This window comes from Microbacterium esteraromaticum (genome assembly GCF_014084045.1).
GTDB lineage: Bacteria > Actinomycetota > Actinomycetes > Actinomycetales > Microbacteriaceae > Microbacterium > Microbacterium esteraromaticum_D.
In genome coordinates this window covers 441,841-461,916 of the sequence record NZ_CP043732.1, presented here as the reverse complement: position 1 = coordinate 461,916, position 20,076 = coordinate 441,841, and the positions used below count along the sequence as shown (strand labels likewise).

The 20,076-nt window shown below is 70.1% G+C and carries 17 protein-coding genes; 13 read left to right on the top strand and 4 right to left on the bottom strand.

Going from position 1 to position 20,076, the window contains the following annotated elements; all coding sequences use genetic code 11:
- Positions 1 to 1,269 carry a PAS domain-containing protein gene (locus FVO59_RS02210; protein ID WP_259363374.1) on the bottom strand — a complete coding sequence of 423 codons (1,269 nt, stop codon included), beginning with the start codon at positions 1,267 to 1,269 and terminating at the stop codon, positions 1 to 3.
- 159 nt (positions 1,270 to 1,428) lie between these two features.
- On the opposite strand from FVO59_RS02210, the gene FVO59_RS02205 reads away from it, so the two are divergent.
- The 9 genes from FVO59_RS02205 (at position 1,429) to FVO59_RS02165 (ending at position 10,855) form a co-directional block, all read left to right on the top strand.
- Positions 1,429 to 2,445: a Bug family tripartite tricarboxylate transporter substrate binding protein gene (locus tag FVO59_RS02205; protein WP_182254207.1), complete on the top strand. Its 1,017-nt coding sequence runs from the start codon at positions 1,429 to 1,431 to the stop codon at positions 2,443 to 2,445.
- An 87-nt stretch (positions 2,446 to 2,532) separates the two neighbouring features.
- Complete coding sequence (locus FVO59_RS02200) at positions 2,533 to 2,991, top strand: tripartite tricarboxylate transporter TctB family protein (RefSeq protein ID WP_259363512.1); 459 nt, start codon at positions 2,533 to 2,535, stop codon at positions 2,989 to 2,991.
- Complete coding sequence (locus tag FVO59_RS02195; RefSeq protein WP_182254202.1) at positions 2,991 to 4,538, top strand: tripartite tricarboxylate transporter permease; 1,548 nt, start codon at positions 2,991 to 2,993, stop codon at positions 4,536 to 4,538. The genes FVO59_RS02200 and FVO59_RS02195 overlap by 1 nt, the downstream gene beginning before the upstream one ends.
- A gap of 50 nt (positions 4,539 to 4,588) precedes the next feature.
- On the top strand, positions 4,589 to 5,386 hold the full coding sequence (locus FVO59_RS02190; RefSeq protein ID WP_259363373.1) for a sulfite exporter TauE/SafE family protein: 798 nt from the start codon (positions 4,589 to 4,591) through the stop codon (positions 5,384 to 5,386).
- An 80-nt stretch (positions 5,387 to 5,466) separates the two neighbouring features.
- The gene (locus tag FVO59_RS02185) at positions 5,467 to 5,778 is read left to right on the top strand and encodes a hypothetical protein (RefSeq protein ID WP_182254201.1); all 312 of its coding nucleotides are present in this window, start codon (positions 5,467 to 5,469) and stop codon (positions 5,776 to 5,778) included.
- On the top strand, positions 5,771 to 7,339 hold the full coding sequence (locus FVO59_RS02180; protein WP_182254199.1) for a sensor histidine kinase: 1,569 nt from the start codon (positions 5,771 to 5,773) through the stop codon (positions 7,337 to 7,339). Before FVO59_RS02185 ends, FVO59_RS02180 begins: the two co-directional genes overlap by 8 nt.
- Before the next feature lies 1 nt (position 7,340).
- Complete coding sequence (locus FVO59_RS02175) at positions 7,341 to 8,000, top strand: response regulator transcription factor (protein WP_182254197.1); 660 nt, start codon at positions 7,341 to 7,343, stop codon at positions 7,998 to 8,000.
- Positions 7,997 to 9,550, top strand: coding sequence for an SLC13 family permease (locus tag FVO59_RS02170; protein WP_182254195.1), 1,554 nt, complete (start codon positions 7,997 to 7,999; stop codon positions 9,548 to 9,550). The genes FVO59_RS02175 and FVO59_RS02170 overlap by 4 nt, the downstream gene beginning before the upstream one ends.
- A 102-nt stretch (positions 9,551 to 9,652) precedes the next feature.
- Positions 9,653 to 10,855, top strand: coding sequence for a glycerate kinase family protein (locus FVO59_RS02165; RefSeq protein ID WP_182254193.1), 1,203 nt, complete (start codon positions 9,653 to 9,655; stop codon positions 10,853 to 10,855).
- Between the two features lie 103 nt (positions 10,856 to 10,958).
- On the opposite strand, the gene FVO59_RS02160 is transcribed toward FVO59_RS02165, so the two are convergent.
- Positions 10,959 to 14,756, bottom strand: coding sequence for an NPCBM/NEW2 domain-containing protein (locus tag FVO59_RS02160; RefSeq protein ID WP_182254191.1), 3,798 nt, complete (start codon positions 14,754 to 14,756; stop codon positions 10,959 to 10,961).
- 134 nt (positions 14,757 to 14,890) lie between these two features.
- Here FVO59_RS02160 and FVO59_RS02155 point away from each other — a divergent pair, with 134 nt between their 5' ends.
- The 4 genes from FVO59_RS02155 to FVO59_RS02140 are packed head-to-tail and all read left to right on the top strand — an operon-like array spanning position 14,891 to position 17,337.
- Complete coding sequence (locus FVO59_RS02155) at positions 14,891 to 15,352, top strand: FAS1-like dehydratase domain-containing protein (protein ID WP_182254189.1); 462 nt, start codon at positions 14,891 to 14,893, stop codon at positions 15,350 to 15,352.
- A complete protein-coding gene (locus FVO59_RS02150) occupies positions 15,352 to 15,753 on the top strand; it encodes a MaoC/PaaZ C-terminal domain-containing protein (RefSeq protein WP_182254187.1) in 402 nt (133 codons plus the stop codon). Before FVO59_RS02155 ends, FVO59_RS02150 begins: the two co-directional genes overlap by 1 nt.
- A 1-nt stretch (position 15,754) precedes the next feature.
- Positions 15,755 to 16,906, top strand: coding sequence for a UDP-N-acetylmuramate dehydrogenase (locus tag FVO59_RS02145; protein WP_259363372.1), 1,152 nt, complete (start codon positions 15,755 to 15,757; stop codon positions 16,904 to 16,906).
- Between the two features lie 32 nt (positions 16,907 to 16,938).
- On the top strand, positions 16,939 to 17,337 hold the full coding sequence (locus FVO59_RS02140) for a VOC family protein (protein ID WP_182254183.1): 399 nt from the start codon (positions 16,939 to 16,941) through the stop codon (positions 17,335 to 17,337).
- A 106-nt stretch (positions 17,338 to 17,443) separates the two neighbouring features.
- Here the strand turns inward: FVO59_RS02140 and FVO59_RS02135 are convergent, their stop codons facing one another.
- Positions 17,444 to 18,679, bottom strand: a complete 1,236-nt coding sequence (locus tag FVO59_RS02135) for a pyridoxal phosphate-dependent aminotransferase (protein ID WP_182254181.1) — start codon at positions 18,677 to 18,679, stop codon at positions 17,444 to 17,446.
- 161 nt (positions 18,680 to 18,840) lie between these two features.
- A complete protein-coding gene (locus tag FVO59_RS02130) occupies positions 18,841 to 20,055 on the bottom strand; it encodes an amidohydrolase family protein (protein ID WP_182254179.1) in 1,215 nt (404 codons plus the stop codon).
- Positions 20,056 to 20,076 lie beyond the last annotated feature (21 nt).

Here is a 20,076-nt window from a genome sequence, read left to right as displayed (position 1 = left end):
TCAGTCTCGCATGCCCTGAGACACGGTCTCAATAGTTCGGTAGCGGGTACCCGGCCGTCCCTTGGTGGAGTAGTCGAGTGAGCGCACCGCTCGCCCCGTGCTCGCGAGGTGCTCGAGATAGCGCCGCGCGCTCACCCTCGACATCCCGAGCACGTCGCCGAGCTCGGCGGCCGACGACTCGGGGTTCTCGCCCAGTGCGACGGCGACGCGGCCGAGCGTCTCGGCGCTGAGCCCCTTGGGCAGGCCTGCACGGCGGCGGAACGCGATGATGGCGTCGGCCGCTTCGACCCGGCGCACCACGTCGTGCAGCTCGGTGTGATCGCGCAGCAGCAGAGTGGCATCCACCGCCTCCCCGTCGACGCGTGCACCGGTGCCTCGCGCGACGAGCACATGGCTGCCGACGATCACAGGACGACCGGCGTCCTCGCCGTCGCGCAGCACGGCGAGCAGCTCGTCGTCGAGCACATCGGCCACTCTCGCGCCGGTCAGGTCGGCGGCGTCAGCCCCCAGCAGCCGTGCAGCCGCATCGTTCGCGAGCGTGATGGTGCCCGACGCGTCGACCGTGATCACACCCTCGCTGAGGCCGTGCAGAGTGGTCTCCTGATTGCGCACCAGCGCCGTGATCTCGTGCGGCTCGAGCAGATGGATGCGACGTCGGATGACAGCCGTCACCCACGCCGATCCGAACACGCCCAGCACGACCGCGATCAGCATCGCGCCGATGATCCAGCCGAGGTTCGTCGCGAACTCGCCGGTGCCCTGGGACTCGAGGATGCCGACCGACACGGTGCCGATCACCTCGGAGCCCTCGAAGACGGGCACCTTGACCCGCCAGGACGGACCGAGCGTGCCGGTCTGCGTCCCCATGTAGATCTCGCCGGAGAGCGGGACGGAGGCGTCGGTCGAGACCCTCTGGCCGATGCGCTCGGGGTTCGGATGCGAGTAGCGGATGCCGTCGGCGTTCGCCACCACGATGTACGTGAGGTCCGACGCCTTGCGTACGGTCTCGGCGAGCGGCTGGATCGTCGCCGCGGGGTCGGGGTCGTGGAACGCTGAGCGGATGGCGGGCATCGAGGCGATCGACTGCGCCACCGCCAGCATCCGGTCCTCGTAGGCGTCGCGCACCGTGACCGCCTGGATCACCCCGGCGGTGGCGCCGGCGATGAGGGTCACGACGGCGACGATCAGCGCCTGCAGCAAGATCAGCTGCACACGCAGCGGCATCCCGCCGTGCGTCGTCTGCGACGCGTGCGTCATCTTCGAGGCCACACAGCCATTCTCCCCGCGTGCGCGAGCGGAGGGAACGCCGGATGCGAGGCATCCGAGACCAATACTTTCGAAAGCGCGACCAATGATATCGGAAGCAGATCCGCCGCACCGGCAGTGCCTACGGTTGCCAGCATCCCCACACCGCTCAAGGAGGAGCGCATGAAGAAATCACGCACCGCCCTCGTCGCCGTCGCGGCGACGGTGGCACTCGCACTCGCCGGATGCTCGTCGCAGAACGCGACGCCCTCGCCGGCTTCCGACGGAGAGGGCGAGGCCTCGGTCTTCACCGACGTCTCCGTCATCGTCCCCGCCGGACCCGGCGGTGGATGGGACCAGACCGGCCGCGCGATGTCGAAGGTTCTCACCGACGACGACATCCTCGGCTCGGCAGCCGTCACCAACGTCGACGGCGCCGGCGGCACGGTCGGTCTCGCGCAGCTCGCCAATCAGAAGGACCCGGCGACGCTCATGGTCATGGGCCTGGTGATGGTCGGCGCGATCGAGACCAACTCATCCGCTGTGCGGCTCGAGGACACCACTCCTATCGCGCGCCTCACCGAGGAGCCGCTCGTCGTCGTCGTGCCGGAGGACTCGGAGTACGACACGCTGGAGGACCTGGTCGAGGACATCGTCGACAAGGGGCAGGAGGTCACCGTCACCGGCGGCTCGGCGGGTGGCGCCGACCACATCCTCGCCGGCCTGCTGCTCGAGGCTGCCGGCGTCGAGGGAGCTGACATCCCGTCGAAGCTGAACTACACGCCCAACTCGGGTGGCGGCGAGGCGGTCTCGCTGCTGGTCGGCGACAAGGTCTCCGCAGGTATCTCGGGCGTGGGAGAGTTCCTGCAGTACATCGAGGACGGCTCGATGCGCGCCTTGGCCGTCTCCTCGGAGGAGCCGGTCGAATCCCTCGCCGATGTGCCGACGATCACCGACGCCGGTTACGACGTCGTGCTGACCAACTGGCGCGGCGTGGTCGCCCCCGGCGGCATCTCCGGTGCCGATCGCGACGAGCTCGAGCGCATCGTCACCGAGATGCACGACTCGGACGGCTGGACGGCGGAGCTCGAGAGCAAGGGCTGGGCCGACGCGTTCCTCGTCGGAGACGAGTTCGACGCGTTCCTCGAGGAGAACATCTCCGACGTGACCGGAACCCTGAAGAACATCGGACTGATCTGACATGAATGCCCCGATCCTCGGGCGAGCGGGCGGGCCGAGGAGACTCGGCTCGCCCAGCGGGTTCCCCTCGGTGAGCTCGTCTTCGCCCTGCTCATGCTCGCACTCGGCGTGTTCGCGCTCGTGGGCGCCTTCACGATCCACGTCCCGGTGGGCGTCAAGGTCGGGCCGACGATCTTCCCGATCTTCGTCTCGATCGTCCTGCTCGGCTCGGCCGCGGCCGTGCTCGTCTCGGTGCTGCGCGGAAACCGCGCAGCACTGGAGGAGGGGGAGGACATCGACCCCGACGCCAGGACCGACTGGCTCACCCTCGCCAAGATCGTGGGAGCGGTCGTCGCGCACCTGCTGCTCGTCGATGTCATCGGCTGGGCCCCGGCAGCGGCTCTGCTGTTCGGAGTGGTCGCGTGGTCGCTGGGCGCGAAGCGCTGGTGGCTCGCCTTCGTCATCGGCCTGGCCGTCGCGCTGGCCGTGCAGATCGTGTTCGGCGGGCTCATGGGGCTGTCGCTGCCGTGGGGCCCCGCGCTCGGATGGCTGGGAGGGATCTTCTGATGGACAGCTGGACTCTTCTGCTCGAGGGCTTCGCGACAGCGCTGCAGCCCCAGTACCTGGTCTTCGCGTTCGTCGGCGTGCTGATCGGCACCGCGGTCGGGGTGCTGCCGGGGATCGGCCCGGCGATGACGGTGGCGCTGCTGCTGCCGCTGACGTACACGCTCGATCCGACGGCGGCGCTGATCACCTTCGCCGGCATCTACTACGGCGGCATGTACGGCGGATCGACGACGAGCATCCTGCTGAACACGCCGGGTGAATCGGCGTCCATCGTGACAGCCATCGAGGGCAACAAGATGGCCAAGCTCGGCCGAGGAGCCGCAGCACTCGCGACAGCGGCGATCGGCTCGTTCGTCGCCGGCACCATCGCGACGGTCGGCCTCACGCTGCTTGCGCCCGTGCTGGCGGAGTTCGCGGTGAACCTCGGCCCGGCCGACTACGTCGCGCTCATCGTCATCGCGTTCGTCACCGTCGGCGCCCTGATCGGCAGCTCGGTGCCGCGAGGAATGACGTCTCTCGGCGTCGGCCTGTTCCTCGGCCTCGTCGGCACCGACACCCTCACCGCGCAGCAGCGCTACACGCTGGGGCTGCTTCCGCTGTCGGACGGCATCGACATCGTGCTCGTCGCGGTCGGACTGTTCGCGGTGGGCGAGACCCTGTACATCGCCGCACGCCTGCGGCACGGCGGGATCGATGTGATCCCAGTCACCCGTGGATGGCGCAGCTGGATGACCAGGGACGACTGGAAGCGCTCGTGGAAGCCATGGCTGCGCGGCACGGCGATCGGCTTCCCGATCGGCACGATCCCCGCGGGAGGCGCCGATGTCGCGACCTTCCTCTCGTACGCGACCGAGCGCAAGCTGTCCAGGCACAAGCAGGAGTTCGGCCGCGGCGCCATCGAGGGGGTCGCAGGCCCCGAGTCGGCGAACAACGCGGCTGCGGCCGGCGTTCTCGTGCCGCTGCTGACGCTCGGCCTCCCGACGACGGCGACCGCGGCCATCATCCTCGTCGCGTTCCAGGCATACGGCCTCCAGCCGGGGCCGCAGCTGTTCCAGAACCAGCCGGCGCTCGTGTGGGCGCTGGTCGCCAGTCTCTACCTGGGCAACGTCATCCTCATCGTGCTCAACCTGCCGCTCGTGGGCATGTGGGTGAAGCTGCTGCAGATCCCGAGGCCCTATCTGTACGCAGGCATCCTGCTGTTCGCCGCCTTCGGCGCCTACGCGCTCAACTTCGCCGTGGTCGACATCCTGATCCTCGTGATCATCGGCGTGCTGGGCTACTTCATGCGGCGCTTCGGGTACCCGGTGGCACCGCTCGTCGTCGGCATGATCCTGGGGCCGATGGGAGAGGAGCAGCTCCGCAAGGCGCTGCAGCTGAGTCAGGGAGACCTGTCGACGCTCGTGCTGCAGCCGTTCGCCGCGACGGCCTACATCGTGCTGGCACTGCTCGTGGCAGGCGGACTCTGGCTGCGTCGCCGCCAGCACCGCTACGAGCAGGCGCTGACCGAGTCGATCGCGGTGCCGATCTCGGCCGACCGGGAGGTCTGACGCACAGCGGGCGCAAAGAGAGGTGAGCCCCCGGGGATAGTCTGAATCGTGTGAACGCAGAGCAGCAGGCCATCACCCGGGGGCCTCGCGCCTACGTCTTCTTCATCGTCATCGGGCTCACGGCCGGGCTGCTCTCGGGACTGTTCGGCGTCGGCGGCGGCACGGTGATCGTGCCCCTGCTGGTGCTGCTGCTCGCGTTCGATCAGCGCATCTCCGCCGGCACCTCGCTCGCCGCCATCGTGCCGACCGCGAGCGTCGGCGTGATCTCGTACGCCATGTCGGGCGCGGTGGCATGGATTCCCGCCCTGATCCTCGCAGCAGGCGCCGTGGTGGGCGCGCAGATCGGCTCGCGACTGCTGCCGAAGGTCTCCCAGACGGCGCTGCGCTGGGGCTTCGTCGCCTTCCTGCTCGTCGTGATCGTCAGCCTCTTCCTCGTCATCCCCTCGCGCGGGGCCGAGTTCGAGCTCAGCTGGCTCACGGGCATCGCCCTGGTCGGCGTCGGCGTCGTCACCGGCGTCGTGGCAGGCCTCATCGGCGTCGGAGGGGGAGTGGTCATCGTCCCCGTGCTCATGCTCGCGTTCGGCACCAGCGACCTCGTCGCCAAGGGCACATCGCTGCTGATGATGATCCCCACCGCCGTGTCGGGCACGATCGGCAATCTGCGTCACCGCAACGTCGACCTGGTCGCCGCCGCCTTCATCGGCGTGGCCGCGTGCACCACCACGGCGCTCGGCGCGTGGCTGGCGACTCTGATCGACCCGCTGACGGGCAACATCCTGTTCGCCGCATACCTCGTCGTCATCGCCGTGCAGATGTCACTGAAGGCGCTGCGCTCCCGCGGACGCTGACGCGGCATCGTGAGAGGGGGATGAAGAAGTCTTCATCCCCATCTCATCTCGTCATCATCAACACCCGCCACGATGGTCGTATGACCACCGCACGTCGCATCCTGATCCCGGGCGCGCTCATCGCCGTACCGGTGCTCTTCGCCGTCGGCAGCGTCGCGCTGGCTCAGATGCCGCCCTCGCCGCGACTGCCCGAGAAGCCGCTCACGGTGAAGCTGTCCACCCCCGCACCGGTTCCAGAGCCGGCTCCCGAGCCGGTTCCCGAGCCCGCCCCCGAGCCATCCAGCATCCCCGCGCCGCCACCTCCCGCGCCGGCTCCCGCACCCGCCCCGCCCGCACCTCCCGCCGGCGACGACGATGACGACGATGCTGATGACGAGGGCGACGATGACTGACGCCACGACGCTTCCCCTCGACCTCGACGAAGTCGCACGCGCGCAAGCCGCCGGATCGCGACCCGTCGCGGCGGACCGCGCGCCTGAGCCGGCCCCGCAGCCGCTGCGCACCCTGCGCGCCCGCACCCTGCCGGCGCGCTGGCGGATCACGCTCTGGATCATCCTCAGCACCGCAGTGACCCTGCTCGCCGTCGGACTGATCGGGCGCAGCATCCTCCTCGCCGGAGTCGAGCAGGCCGCCAACGGCGAGATCGAGCAGGAGGCCGCGGAGTTCGCCCGGTTCGCCGAGGACATCGCTGCGGCCGAGCTCACCTCGGCCGACGATCTGCTCACCGAATACCTCGACAGGCAGTCCGTGCACGAGGACGAGGCGATCGCCGTCGCCGTCGACGGACGCATCGTCGGCGTGGCGAACGGTCTCGTCGAGGCGTCCAGAACCGACAGCGTCGAGGCGCTGCCAGGGGGCCGGTCGATGCTCGATCGTCTTCTCGCATCCGACGAGGTCTCGGGCGCGCAGAACAGTCCCGAGACCGGGCCGATGCGCTGGGGACGGGTCGACTTCGAGGCCGCCGGAGAGCGCGGATCGGTCGTCGTCGTGCAGTACACGCAGGACGCCCGTGACCGGATCGACGAGAGCTTCGCCGCCATCGCGTGGGTCGCGCTCATCGGCATCGTGCTGTCGTCCGGTGTCGCCTGGCTCGTGGCCGGCCAGATCCTCGCCCCGGTGCGGGAGGTGTACCGGGTCGCCCGCGACATCGGGGAGCACGACCTCACCGCACGAGTCCCGGTCGACGGCACAGACGATGTGGCCGCGGTCGCGGCGACCTTCAACCAGATGCTCGATCGCCTGCAAGAGGTCCATGCGACGCAGCAGCGCTTCGTCGACGACGCCGGGCACGAGCTGCGCACTCCGATCACCATCGTCCGCGGCCATCTCGAACTGCTCAGCGAGGACCCGGTGGAGCGGGCCGAGACGCTGCGCCTCGTGCGCGGAGAGCTCGACCGGATGAGCCGCATCGTGACGGACCTGCTCGTGCTCGCCCGTGCCCAGCAGCCCGACTTCGTGCGCCGCTCCGGCTGCGACATCGCCACGCTCACCCTCGACATCGAGGCCAAGGCGCAGGCACTCGGCGACCGTCGCTGGCAGCTGATGGAGGTGGCCGAGGGGAGTGCTGAGCTCGACCCGCAGCGCGTGACGCAGGCGGTGCTGCAGCTCGCGGCCAACGCCGTGCAGGTCACGGAGGACGGCGACAGGATCCGCATCGGCTCGACCTTCATCGGCGAGGGGGATGCCCGCAGACTGCGGCTCTGGGTTCAGGACACGGGGCCAGGCGTCGCGGCCGCCGACGCCGAGCGCATCTTCGAGCGGTTCGTGCGGGGTGCGGCGCCGGCCGACACCGCGGGACGCAGAGCCGGATCGGGGCTCGGGCTGGCGATCGTGCGCGCCATCGCCGACGGCCACGACGGATCGGCGTGGCTCGACAGCGTTCCCGGCGAAGGCGCCACCTTCGGGATCGACATCCCCGCCCCCGTCCACCCCGCAGCAGAGAGGAGGTCGTGAGATGCGCCGCATCCTCATCGCCGAAGACGACCCGCACATCACATCATTCGTGCGGCGCGGCCTGCGGGCCGCCGGGTACGACACCGCTGACGCCGCCGACGGGCACACCGCCCTGCTGATGGCCCGCAGCGGGATGTTCGATCTCGTCCTGCTCGACATCGGGCTCGGCGGGATCGACGGGTTCGACGTGCTCGCCAGGCTGCGAGGCGAGGGGGTCGCCACCCCGGTGATCATCCTCACGGCGAGGGACTCCGTGATCGACACGGTTCGCGGATTGGAGGGCGGCGCGAACGACTACGTCACGAAGCCGTTCCAGTTCGCCGAGGTGCTCGCCAGGGTGCGGCTGCGCATCGGCGACGGCGAAGGCAGGCCGAGCGGTCCGATGCTCGTGCACGACGACGTGCGCGTCGACATCCGCGCACGCACGGTGACCGTGGCGGGGGAGGTGCGCGAGCTCACCTCGCGCGAGTTCTCGCTGCTCGAGGTGCTGCTGGAGAATCGTGGTCAGGTGCTCTCCCGCGATCAGCTGATCGGGCACGTCTGGGGGATGGACTTCGATCCGGCGTCGAACGTCGTCGACGTCTACGTGCGGGCGCTTCGCGGCAAGATCGGCGCCGAGCGCATCGAGACCGTGCGCGGAGCGGGGTACCGGTTCCGATGAGCGTGCAGACCACTCCTCCCGCCGCACGCGAACGGGTGCGATTCGCCACGGAGGCGCCGCGGCGGCATCCGGTTCCCCACGCAGCCGGCCCCGAGTCCCGGCGCGTCCCCTGGAGGCTGATCGGCCTCACGGCGGTCCTGACCGCCGCGGCCGCGCTGCTCATCCACTCGGCCGTGCAGCCGGTCGAAGGAGCCGGCGGGGCGCCGACTCCGGCTGTCGCACTCACCATCGGAGTGTTCCTCGTGGCGGTGTGGGCATGGTCGGCGACGCGGCTCGACGACACCCTCGTCGCCCTGTTCGCCTCGATAGCCCTCATCCTGCTCGGCGTCCTGCCCGCATCGCAGTTCTTCGCCTCGCTGGGAGACGAGACGATCTGGCTGCTCGTCGGCGCCTTCGTCATCGCCGCCGGAGTCTCGGCGTCGGGGCTCGCGCTGCGCGGGGCGGCGATGATGCTGCAACATGCGCGCGGTCCGCGCAGCCTCTTCCACCTCACCACCGTGGCTCTCACGCTCACCGCCTTCGCGATCCCCGCCACGTCGGGTCGTGCCGCGCTCGCCGTGCCCGTGTTCACCGCGGTGCAGACGGCGCTCCCGGGAAGGGCACGCCTCCTGCGCGCTTACGCGCTGCTGGTGCCGACGGTGGTGCTGCTGAGCGCCGTGGCATCGCTGCTCGGCGCCGGCGCGCACGTCATCACCGATCAGCTGCTGCGGGCGGCGGGAGAACCGGGATTCGGGTTCGTCGGCTGGCTGTGGCTCGGCCTGCCCCTCGCCGTCGTCTCGTCGCACGTCGCATGCGAGATCATCCTGCTTCGCTTCGCCGACCGTGCGGAGCGCACGGTGCCGCTGCGGGTCGACGCTGCGGCGTTCCGCGACACGGGCGGCCGGATCAGCGGTCCGCTGCGGCCCGCCGAGCGTCGGGCCGGACTCGTGCTGATCTCGGTCGTGCTGCTGTGGAGCACGACGTCCGTCCATCAGCTCCCACCCGCACTCGTCGCCCTGCTCGGCGCGGTCGCGGTGGTCACCCCCGGCATCGGATGCACGACGCTGCCCGCCGCGGTGAAGACAGTGCCGTGGGGGCTGCTGCTCTTCCTCGCGGCGACGCTGGCGCTGGCATCCGCCCTCACCGGCAGCGGCGCCGCCGAATGGCTCGGCGGCGCCGCGCTCGCCCCGTTGAGCGGGCTCGGCCATGGCGGGGCGATCGGGTTCGTGCTCGTCGTCATCGTGTCATCGACCGCCGCGCACCTGCTCATCCCCTCGCGCTCGGCGCGCTCGGCCGCGCTCATCCCCGTCGTGATCGCGATCGCGCCGGCCGTCGGCGTCGAGCCGATGGCGGCGGCGTTCGCGTCCACCGCCGCGGCCGGGTTCTGTCATACGCTGCCGAGCTCGGCGAAGCCGGTGGCGATGTTCGCCGACCCCGAGGTCGTGCACGGCGGCTTCACCGCCGCAGACCTGCGGCGACTCTCGACCGTGCTCGCCCCGGTGATGGTGGCACTGGTCGCGCTCTTCTCGTTCGCGGTATGGCCTGCGATGAGAATGCCCATGCTGCGCTGACACCGCCACCTCACCCGCCAACCACCGTCAACCGAACCGCAGGCGCGTCGCGCACAGCGGTGATCGTCGTGCCCGGATCGGGCACGGGAAGAAGGAGACAGCATGTCCATCCGCATCCCCCAGCGAATCCTCGTCGCCCCCAGCGGGTTCAAAGAGAGCCTCAGCGCCGAGGCGGTCGCCCACGCCATCGCCTCCGGGCTGCGCCGGGTGATCCCCGGTGTGCACGTCGACGAGTACCCGGTCCCCGACGGCGGCGAGGGCACCGCGGCCGCGCTCGCCGCGGCGACCGGCGGCGAGCTGGTGCCGATGACTGTCACCGGCCCGGTCGGCGAGCTCGTGCGGGCCCACTGGGCACGCCTGGGCGGGGCGGCCTCCGGCACGGCGGTCGTCGAGATGGCCTCCGCCGCGGGGCTGCGTCTCGTGCCGCGGGATCGCCGAGACCCCGGGGCGACCACCACCTACGGCGTCGGCCAGCTGATCGCGGCGGCGCTCGACGACGGAGCGACCCGCATCGTCGTCGGCTGCGGGGACTCGGGCACGAGCGACGGCGGGGCCGGCGCGCTGGCGGCCCTGGGCGTCCGCATCCTCGACCGCCACGGGGCGCAGGTCGCGCCCGGCGGTGCGCGACTCGGCGATGCGCGCGCACTCGATCTCGATGGCGTACACCCCCGGGCCTCCGAGGTCGAGATCGTGCTCGCCTGCAACATCCACAATGTGCTCTGTGGCCCGCGCGGCGTCGCCCGTGTCTTCGGGCCGCAGAAGGGGGCCGACCCTCAGCAGGTCGAGCAGCTCGCCGAGGCGCTCGACCACTGGGCTGCTCTGCTCGAGACGCAGACGCCGCACGGCCCTGCGATGGATGTGCGCACCGGCGGTGGGACCGGTGCCTCCGGAGGTCTCGGCGCCGGGCTCGCCGCTGTGCTCGGCGCGCGGCTCGCACCTCGGTTCGAGGTGCTGCTCGACAGCGGCATCCTGCCCGAGTCGATCGACGACCTGCTCGCCGCTGCGGATCTGGTGATCACGGCCGAGGGGGCGATCGATTTCCAGACGCCGCGCGGCAAGGTCCCGGCCGAGGTCGCGATGCGCGCCCGGATCGCCGGGGTCCCCGTGCTCGGCATCGCCGGTTCCCTCGGGCACGGGGCGCCGGCCGTGCATGACATCGGCATCGGCGCGATCACCTCGATCCTCACCGTGCCGATGGACCTCGAGCAGGCCGTCGAGCAGGGGGAGGAGCTGCTGCGAGATGCGGCCGAGCGCAGCATGCGGATGATGCTGCTCGGCTCCGCCATGGCGGCGCGCGGCGCCTGAGCGCTGCCGCGAGCGAGCCCGCGCTCGCCGGTGCAGACGCGATGGTGCCCCTCGGATCTCTCCGAGGGGCACCATGCTCGTGGCCGGACTCAGGGCATCCGGATCAGTCGCAGCTGAACCTCGCGTCGCCCCAGATGCCGTGGGCTCCGTTGATGCTGCCTGGCGCCTCGACGATGAGGTCGACGTACTGGCCGCCCTTCAGATCGACGTTCACGCTCTCGGGCGCGAACCCCGGCGTGAACGTACGCGACTGGTACGCGCCTTCGCCGTCGACGTCGACCTTGAAGATCACATTGCCCGAGAAGCCCGCCTCGAGGCCGACATCGGCGGTGAAGGCGCTGCACTCGCCGCCGACGTAGTAGGTGATCTTCGACAGGGCGTGCACGCCGAGCCCCTTCTCATAGGTCGGGTTCTCACCCGTGGCCGGGTCGACGTAGTTGATCGCCAGAGGCAGATCGGGCGACGACGCCGAGTCCTTGTTGGCGACGTCCTTGCCGATGACGCCCCAGCCGTTGGTCGCGCTGATCCACTGCAGGTCGGATGCGTAGGCCGATCCGGCCGGAGCAGGCGGCAGCGGCTGGTCGACCACCTTCCAGTCGAACATCTTCAGCCGGCTCTCGGTGGGAAGCACCACGTACGCCAGCTCCTTCGACGGGTTCAGCCGAACGAGGTTCGAGTACACCTGGTACGTGTACGTCGGGTACTCGTAGACGGCCGGGTTGGTCGCGCTGTTGCGGCCCATCGACGCGATCGCGACGCTCGCTCCACCGAGGCCGGATGCCTGGGGCAGCCAGTTCGGGAAGAAGACGTTCTGCTTCGACACCGTGCCGTCGGCGTAGTGCAGCTCGATGGCCGGGTTCACCCCGCCGCCGGACGCCGCCGAGGCGAGGATCGCGAGGTGCGTGCCCTTGCCCGCGAGGGCGATCGTCTGCCCTGCAGGAGAGACCGAATCGGCGGCGCCCGACGGTGCCGGCCAGGTGTACTCGATCGCGGCGTCGCCTGTGCCGACGGTCACGGTCGACCCTGGCGTGACTCCGGCGCGCTCGAGGGACTCGGCCGAGAAGCTGGCCCCGCCGCCGTCGAAGTCCCCGGCCTCAGCCGTCTCGATCGTGGTGATCGCGTCGGCGTTGTAGGCGCCGGCGAGCGATCCGTATGCGACGTAGATCTGGTTCGCTCCGCTCACCTGCTGCGCGGTCTTCTGAGCGGTGTACGCGGCGACGACCGTGACCGTCTGCAGGTCGGCTTTCGCCGCCTCGGTTACCTTCACCTCGAAGGTGGCGGTAAACGATGCGCCCGGTTCGACCACTGCCGCGCGGTCGCCGTTCGCCGATGTGACGCTCCAGCCCTCGGGCAGGGCCGGGGTGAGGGTCACGTCCTCCTTCTTCTTGGTGCCCGTGTTGCGGAAGGTGGCGGTGACGCTCGTGCTGTCGCCCTGGAAGACGCGGTCCTCCAGGTCGACCGAGACCGATGCCGCGGTCAGGTCGGCGTCGCGGCCGCCGACCGCACTGGTCGCGGAGAGCACGACCTCGGCGCTGCTGCCGGATGCCAGGGGCCCGGTCTTCACGTGGATGACCCCGCCCGCGTCGGAGGCGTCGAAGAACCAGCCGGTGGCCTGCGCCGACAGTGCGTCGAGCGATGCCGCCTGCTTCAGTCCCTTGCCGTCGACCGAGACGTTCTTCGGTGCCGATCCGGTGTGCGCCTCGATCAGGTACGGGCGCGCGTCGGCCATGCCGTCGTAGGCGCCCGAGCGCGTGCCGATCCCGATGGTGACGGTGCCCTTCTTACCCGCCTCGGGAGCGGCGACGGTGAACTTCTGGGTGCTCGACTCGCCGTCCTTGTACGCCCGGGTGACCTCGTCGTCCTCGTACAGCGAGAACGTGCTCGTGCCCTGCGGGAAGAGCGAGAGGGTGATGGGGGAGTCTTCTTCTACGAGTGACGCGTTGCGGGCGACGACGCCCTGCGGCACCACGGCGCCGGCGCGAACGAAGATCGGCAGCTTGTCGAGCGGAGCAGGATGCCCGTTGAGCACCTGTCCGCCTTCGTGCACCGTGCCCGTCCAGTAGTCGACCCACTGCGCGCCCTTCGGCAGGTAGATGCCGTTGCGCACGTTGCTCTTGGTGAACACCGGGGCGACGAGGTAGTCGCTGCCCAGGAGGAACTCGTTGTTGGCCTCGGCGCTGTAGGAGCCCGGGTCGTCGGGGTACTCGAGGGCGAGCGAGCGCATCATCGGCAGGCCGCTCCGGTGCGATTCCGCGGCGAGCGTGTAGATGTACGGCATGAGCTGCTGGCGCAGCTGCAGATAGCTGCGGTTGATCGCCGTCGCCTCGTCACCGTACAGCCACGGGCGCTTGTCGACCGACGCCCAGCCGCTCATCGAGTAGAGCGCGGGGGCGAACGCCTTCCACTGCAGGTCACGCACGTAGCTCTCGGCCGAGCCGCCGAAGATGCCGTCGACGTCTCCGGTCGTGAACGGGAGGCCCGAGTTGCCGGCTCCGGTGAGCGCCGAGACCTGCCAGCGCACCGCGTCGAGGTTGCCGTTGTGGTCGCCGGTCCACTGCATCCCGCATCGCTGGGAGCCGGCCCAGCCCTCGACCATGAGCGAGGTGCCGCGGGCGTCGGAGTACTGCTCGATGCCGCTGTGCGCGGCCTCGCATCCGGTCAGCGCCATGCGGTAGCCCGAGCCGACCCAGGCGACGTCGAGCTTGCGCAGCCGGATGCCCGCCTCGCCCACCTCGTACTCCTGGTTCGTCAGCGAGCGCTGCGTCCACAGACCGGTCTTCAGTGCGGTCTCGTCTTCGATGGCCTGCACGGTCTCCGGCAGCTCCTGGTACTCGCAGCCATAGCCGTCGTTCACCAGCATCCAGCCGGCCGGCATGTCGTGCTCGACGAAGTCCTTCGCGACCTCGAGCGACTGGGGCGTGCGCAGCTTCGACGGCGTCTTCGTGCCGGAGTAGGTCGGGCTCGAGCGGTTGTAGCAGTCGGCGTCGCCGTATTCGAGCGCGTACACCGGCGGCATCATCGGACGCCCGGTGAGCTGCGTGTACGACTCGAGCGACTGGCTGTAGTCGCCGACGAAGTAGTAGGCGTCGAACCGGCGCTCCTCGTGCGTGGTCGTGTTGTTCGTGAAGTCGTAGGTGCCCCGGGCGAAGGTGTTCCGCAGCACGCCGTAGCCCTCGGACGACATGTAGTACGGCACGGCGTTGGGGTATCCGTCGTCATCCCAGTCGTAGCTGCGGGCGACGTTGATCACGGATTCGGTGTGGATGGATCGGCCGTTCTGCATGCCTCCGCCGAGGATCTGCTCGCCCTCGACATCGCTGAGGTGCTGAGTGGCGGTCTTGGCGCCGAAGGTGATCGGCGCGGATTCGGTGAAGATCGACGAGCCGTCGGCGCGCATGGCGGAGACCGCGCCGGTGGCCCGGTCGACCTCGACGGTGACGGCCGCGGAGGAGATGCGGATCGTCTCGCCCTCTGTGACGGTGATGTCGGCACCGTCGAACGTGCCGGCGCCGACGACGATGTCGGCGGTTCGGGTGGGGTCGCCCTGCGGGGTGTTCGCGGGGTCGGTGAAGGAGCCGCTGGGGTCGGCTTCCAGGCGGAACGTGCCGTTCTCGAGGAACGTCACGCGCATGGCGCCGTGCTCGGCGGAGAGCGTGACCGCCCCTCCGTCCTTCGTGACCGCGGTGATGGCGCCGACGGTGGTGCCCGCGGTGTCGACGGGCACCTCGGGGGATGCGGGGTCGGGGATGATCGGGGTGAAGGTCGACGCGGCAGCGGTCTGGGGAGCGATCGCCGCGGCGGCGGCACCGACCGAGGTCATCCCGAAGCCGGTCACCCCCAATGCGACGGCCAGGCCCAGCGCGGTGAAGCGCCGACGGCAGGTGGGTGAGTTCAACTTCATCGTCTCCTCTGTGATTGATTCTGCGCATGGGGAACAGAATCAATCACATGCAAGCAGATGGCGTTCTCGTGGTCAAGGGGTGTTCCGGTTGCGCGCTGGGCGGCCCGCGCAGCGGCCGCGGCTAGGATCGAGGGGTGCCCGTGAACAGTGAACTGGTCGGCAGGGAGTTCCCGCCGACGGCCCCGTACCTGGTCGGACGAGAGAAGGTGCGCGAGTTCGCCCGCGCCGTGTTCGCCGACGCACCGCAGCATCTCGACGTCGAGGCGGCGCGCGCCGCCGGCTACACCGACCTCGTGGCTCCGCCGACCTTCCCGATGGTGATCCAGGACCTCACGCTGCAGCAGCTGCTCTCCGAGCCCGACTCCGGCATCGTCCTGGCGCGCACGATCCACGCCGAGCAGCGCTTCCAGTACAGCCGGCCGATCGTCGCAGGCGACGAGCTGACCGCGCAGCTCGCGGTGACCGGCATCCGCTCGCTCGGCGGCAACGCGATGATCACGAGCGAGGCGACCATCGCCGACGCCGCCGGCGACCACGTGGTCACAGCCGTCAGCGTTCTGCTTGTCGGCTCCGACAGCGAAGGGGAGGCCGCGTGATGGCCGAGTTCACCGTCGGCGACGTCATCGCCGAGCGCACCCTGCACCTGACCCGCGAATCGCTCGTGCGCTACGCCGGGGCATCGGGCGACTTCAACCCGATCCACTACCGCGACGACGTCGCGGCCGCCGTCGGCCTTCCCGGCGTGCTCGCGCACGGCATGCTCACGATGGGCATCGCCTCGTCGGTCGTGCTCTCCGCCCTTCCGGCAGACACCAGGGTCGTCGACTACGGCGTGCGCTTCACGAAGCCCGTCATCGTTGACGCCGAGACCGGTGCCGACGTGCACGTCGTGGCGAAGGTCGGCGCTGTCGACGAGACCGCCGCGCGCATCGATCTCACCGTCAAGGCGGCAGAGGCGACCGTGCTCGTGAAGGCTCAGCTGCGGGTCGCGCTCTGACATGGCGTCCGCCGGCGTGACCGAGACCACCCCCATCGCCCTGCGCGAGCTCACCACGCTGCGCACCGGCGCAGCCCCGCTGCGCATGCTCGAGGCATCCACCCGTGACGAGCTGCTCGCCGCCCTGCAGGACGTCTGGTCGACGGGCGACGACTGGTTCGTGCTCGGTGGCGGATCGAACCTGTTCGTCGGCGACGGCCCCTTCGAGGGCACGGTCATCAGGGTGCTGACCGAGGGCATCGAAGAGCTGCCGTCGCCTCACGAGGGTCGCGTCCGACTGCGCGTGCAGGCGGGTCATAACTGGGATGCCCTCGTGGCGTACGCCGTCGAGCGCGGCTACGCCGGCATCGAGGCCATGAGCGGCATCCCCGGCACAGTGGGTGCCGCCCCCGTGCAGAACGTCGGCGCCTACGGACAGGAGATCCAGGAGACGCTGGTCGAGGTCGAGCTGATCGACGAGCACGACGATGCCCCGGTCGTGCTGCCCGCGGCCGAGCTCGGTCTCGGATTCCGCACCTCGGTGCTCAAGCACCACTACGGCGAGGCGCAGGGGCGCCGTGCCGTCATCCTCTCGGTGACCCTCGATCTCGCCGTGACCGGCGATGCGGGACGAGTGGTGCGCGGTGAGCAGCTGCGCAGGGCGCTCGGTCTCGAGGACTACGAGGCGGTTCCCCTCGCGTGGGTGCGTTCGCGGATCCTCGAGACGCGCGCAGCGAAGGGCATGCTGCTCGATGCCGACGACCCCGACACCTGGAGCGCGGGCTCGTTCTTCCAGAACGCGATCGTTCCCGAGCCGGTGGCCCGCAGCCTTCCGCCCGAGTGCCCTCGCTGGCCCGTCGAACCCGACCTCGACTCGGTCACCGTGATTCCCCTCGACTCGTACTACGGGCTCGCGCCTCGCGAGGAGAAGCCGGTCGGAATGGTGAAGGTCAGCGCCGCATGGCTGATCGAGAACTCGGGCATCCGCAAGGGCTTCCGCCTGCCGCAGTCGCGTGCCGGGGTCTCCACGAAGCATGCGCTCGCGCTGACCAACCGAGGCGGCGCGACCGCCGCCGAGCTCAGCGAGCTCGCACGGTTCATCCAGAGCCGCGTGCACTCCGAGTTCGGTCTGCTGCTTCAGCCCGAGCCGGTGCTCGTCGGCGTCGACCTCTAGGACGATCGCGGCGGGCGGCATACACTCGCAGGATGAGCGGACTGATCCCGTACCTCCTGTTTCCCGGCACCGCCGCCGAGGCACTGTCGTTCTACGCGGCGACCTTCGGCGGCCAGCCGCGTCTGTTCACCTATGAGCAGGCGGGCCGCACCGACGGGCCGGGTGAGGCCATCGCGCACGGGATGCTCGTCGACGGCCCCGTCGAGCTCGCCGGTGCCGATGCCGCCGCAGGTGAGAGCACCGTCGAGATGAGCGGCATGTTCTTCTCGCTGCTCGGCACCACCGATCCCGCGACGCTCGCGGCGTGGTTCGAGGCGCTCGCCGAGGGCGGCCATGTCATCGATCCGCTGCAGAAGCGCCCGTGGGGCGATCACGACGGCACGCTCGTCGACCGCTTCGGCGTGCCCTGGCTGATCGGGCACGAAGGCTGACACCCGTCACCCCTCGCCGACACCCCCATCTCGTGCCGACACCCCCAGGTATGCACGTGCATACCTGGGGGTGTCGGCGGTAAGTAGGGGTGTCGGCGAGCGAATGTCAGGCCGAGAACAGGCGCTGCAGGCGCTGCACGCCCTCGAGCAGCTGGTCGTCTCCCAGCGCGTACGACAGCCGCAGGTAGCCGGAGGGGCCGAAGGCCTCACCGGGGACGACCGCGACCTCGGCCTCGTCGAGGATGAAGTCGGCGAGTTCGAGCGACGTAGTCGGCGTGACGGTGCTGCCGTCGCGTCGGGTCCAGGTGCGGTTCAGCAGACCCTGCACGTCGGGGTACACGTAGAACGCGCCCTTCGGAGTCGGGACGACCATCCCGTCGATCTTCGACAGCTCGTCGACGATCAGGCGGCGACGACGGTCGAACGCCTCGCGCATCTGCTCGGCCTCGTCCTGCGGGCCGTTCAGCGCCGCGATGGCACCGCGCTGCGCGACGTTGTTGACGTTGCTCGACAGGTGCGACTGCAGATTCGCGGCGACCTTGATGGCGTCGGCGGGGCCGACCATCCAGCCGACGCGCCAGCCGGTCATGGCATAGGTCTTCGCGACGCCGTTGACCAGGATGGTCTGGTTCGCGATCGCGGGCAGCGCCTCGACGATCGAGGTCGCTTTGACTCCCTCGTACGTGAGGTTCTGGTAGATCTCGTCGCTGATCACCCAGATGCCGTGCTCGAGGGCCCATTCGGCGATCGCCCTGGTCTCATCGGCCGTGTAGACCGAGCCGGTCGGGTTCGAGGGCGAGACGAACACGAGCACGGTGGTGCGCTCGGTGCGGGCTGCCTCCAGCTGCGCGACGGTGACCTTGTACTCCTGGTCGGCACCGGCGAAGACCTCGACGGGCACGCCGTCGGCCAGCTGGATCGCCTCGGGGTAGGTGGTCCAGTACGGCGCGGGCAGCAGCACCTCGTCGCCGGGGTTCACCACGGCCTGGAAGGCCTGGTACACCGACTGCTTGCCGCCGTTGGTGACGATGACCTGGCTGGGCGAGACCTCCAGGCCCGAATCGCGCAGCGTCTTCGCGGCGATCGCCTCACGCAGCTCGGGAAGGCCTGCGGCGGGCGTGTAGCGGTAGTTCGCCGGGTTCGCGAGCGCCTCGGCGGCGGCATCGACGATGAACTGCGGAGTCGCGAAGTCGGGCTCGCCTGCGGCATACGAGATGACGGGTTTGCCCTCGGCCTTCAGTGCCTTGGCCTTGGCGTCCACCTTCAGGGTGGCGGACTCGGCGATGGCGCTGAGCTTCTTGGAGACAGAGGGTTTGCGGGAGAGAGGAGCGCGTTCGGTCACGACTCCGATCGTACTCGCCGCCGGCGGGGAGGAACCGGCTCGGGACACCCCCGAGAACCGCGGAAACTCCGCGCCGCGCAGGAACCAGGAATCTTCTCGCGACGCGGGCGAGAGGGACGGGCGTCGACCCGTACCGGGCGCCGACCCGTACCGGGCGCCGGTCAGCTCGCGGGTGTCAGCTGCAGGGCATCCGCGACGACGACGCCGTCATGCAGAACCGTGCGGTCGCCGCCGCGATCCATCACGGCGCTGGTGGGCGTCTCGCCGTCGACGATCAGCAGGTCGGCGCGGTCGCCGATCGCGGTGCCGGGCCGATCGGCGATGCCGGCCAGGCGCGGCACCGCGTGGTCCATGATCGATGCGCCGCCCACCGTCGCCACCGCGAGGCTCATCTCGATCAGCTCGTCGCGTCGGTAGCCGTTGGTGAACGCGAGCTGCCACGTGCGGTCGAGCATGTCGCCGTTGCCGTACGGGCTCCAGTAGTCGCGCTGGCCGTCTTCTCCGAGTCCGAAGCGCACCCCTGCCGCGACGAGGTCGGCGAGCGGCAGCTGGTGGGGTGCAGCGGGCGCGACGGATGCCATGGCGATATCGAGCTCGGCGAACTCGTCGATCAGGCGACGGGTGGTCGCCGCATCGACGCCGCCGAGATCGTACGCATGCGACATGGTGACCTTGCCCTGCATGCCGAGCGCCCGGGTGCGCTCGATCACCAGCTCGGTGCTGAACACACCCAGCGCCGCCGGCTCATGCAGGTGGATGTCGACCTCGACCTGGTACTTCTCGGCCAGCGCGAACACGATGTCGAGGTGCTTCACCGGGTCGCGGTCGAGCTGGCACGGGTCGATGCCGCCCATCACGTCGGCGCCGAGCCGCAGCGACTCCTCGAGATACTCGACCGTGCCCTCCTCGCGCAGGATGCCGGCCTGGGGGAAGGTCATGATCTGCAGGTCGACCCGGTCGGCGAAGCGCTCCTTCGCGGCCAGGACGGACTCGAACTTCTCGAGCCGGCAGTCGACGTCGACCTGCGCATAGCTGCGCACTCGCGTCGTGCCGTGCACGATCATCTTCTCGAGCGTGTTCGCGACGATCTCGGCGTGCGGCACGTCGGTGTCGCGCCAGTTGCGGCGGTCGTTCATCATCATGCCCCACACGCCGGGGGCGCCGGTGTGCGGGCGGAAGGGCAGGCCGATCCGGCTCGAGTCCAGGTGCACGTGCACGTCGCTGAACGAGGGCAGCAGCAGCCTTCCGCGCCCGTCGACGTCTCCGGGCGCGAGCGCGGCAGCGGCGTCGTGCGGGCGGATCCGGCTGATGCGAGCCTCCGCGACCTCGACGTCACTGGCGGCTCCGCCCCATGGGCGGACGTTGCGGATGATCATGCGCCCAGGCTATCGCCGGGA

What these genes read in the sequence shown, in the direction of transcription:
- FVO59_RS02205 (WP_182254207.1), top strand. Translation starts at nt 1,429, where the DNA reads ATGAAGAAATCACGCACCGCCCTCGTCGCCGTCGCGGCGACGGTGGCA.
- FVO59_RS02195 (WP_182254202.1), top strand. Translation starts at nt 2,991, where the DNA reads ATGGACAGCTGGACTCTTCTGCTCGAGGGCTTCGCGACAGCGCTGCAG.
- FVO59_RS02185 (WP_182254201.1), top strand. Translation starts at nt 5,467, where the DNA reads ATGACCACCGCACGTCGCATCCTGATCCCGGGCGCGCTCATCGCCGTA.
- FVO59_RS02180 (WP_182254199.1), top strand. Translation starts at nt 5,771, where the DNA reads ATGACTGACGCCACGACGCTTCCCCTCGACCTCGACGAAGTCGCACGC.
- FVO59_RS02175 (WP_182254197.1), top strand. Translation starts at nt 7,341, where the DNA reads ATGCGCCGCATCCTCATCGCCGAAGACGACCCGCACATCACATCATTC.
- FVO59_RS02170 (WP_182254195.1), top strand. Translation starts at nt 7,997, where the DNA reads ATGAGCGTGCAGACCACTCCTCCCGCCGCACGCGAACGGGTGCGATTC.
- FVO59_RS02165 (WP_182254193.1), top strand. Translation starts at nt 9,653, where the DNA reads ATGTCCATCCGCATCCCCCAGCGAATCCTCGTCGCCCCCAGCGGGTTC.
- FVO59_RS02160 (WP_182254191.1), bottom strand. Translation starts at nt 14,756, where the DNA reads ATGAAGTTGAACTCACCCACCTGCCGTCGGCGCTTCACCGCGCTGGGC.
- FVO59_RS02150 (WP_182254187.1), top strand. Translation starts at nt 15,352, where the DNA reads ATGGCCGAGTTCACCGTCGGCGACGTCATCGCCGAGCGCACCCTGCAC.
- FVO59_RS02145 (WP_259363372.1), top strand. Translation starts at nt 15,755, where the DNA reads ATGGCGTCCGCCGGCGTGACCGAGACCACCCCCATCGCCCTGCGCGAG.
- FVO59_RS02140 (WP_182254183.1), top strand. Translation starts at nt 16,939, where the DNA reads ATGAGCGGACTGATCCCGTACCTCCTGTTTCCCGGCACCGCCGCCGAG.
- FVO59_RS02130 (WP_182254179.1), bottom strand. Translation starts at nt 20,055, where the DNA reads ATGATCATCCGCAACGTCCGCCCATGGGGCGGAGCCGCCAGTGACGTC.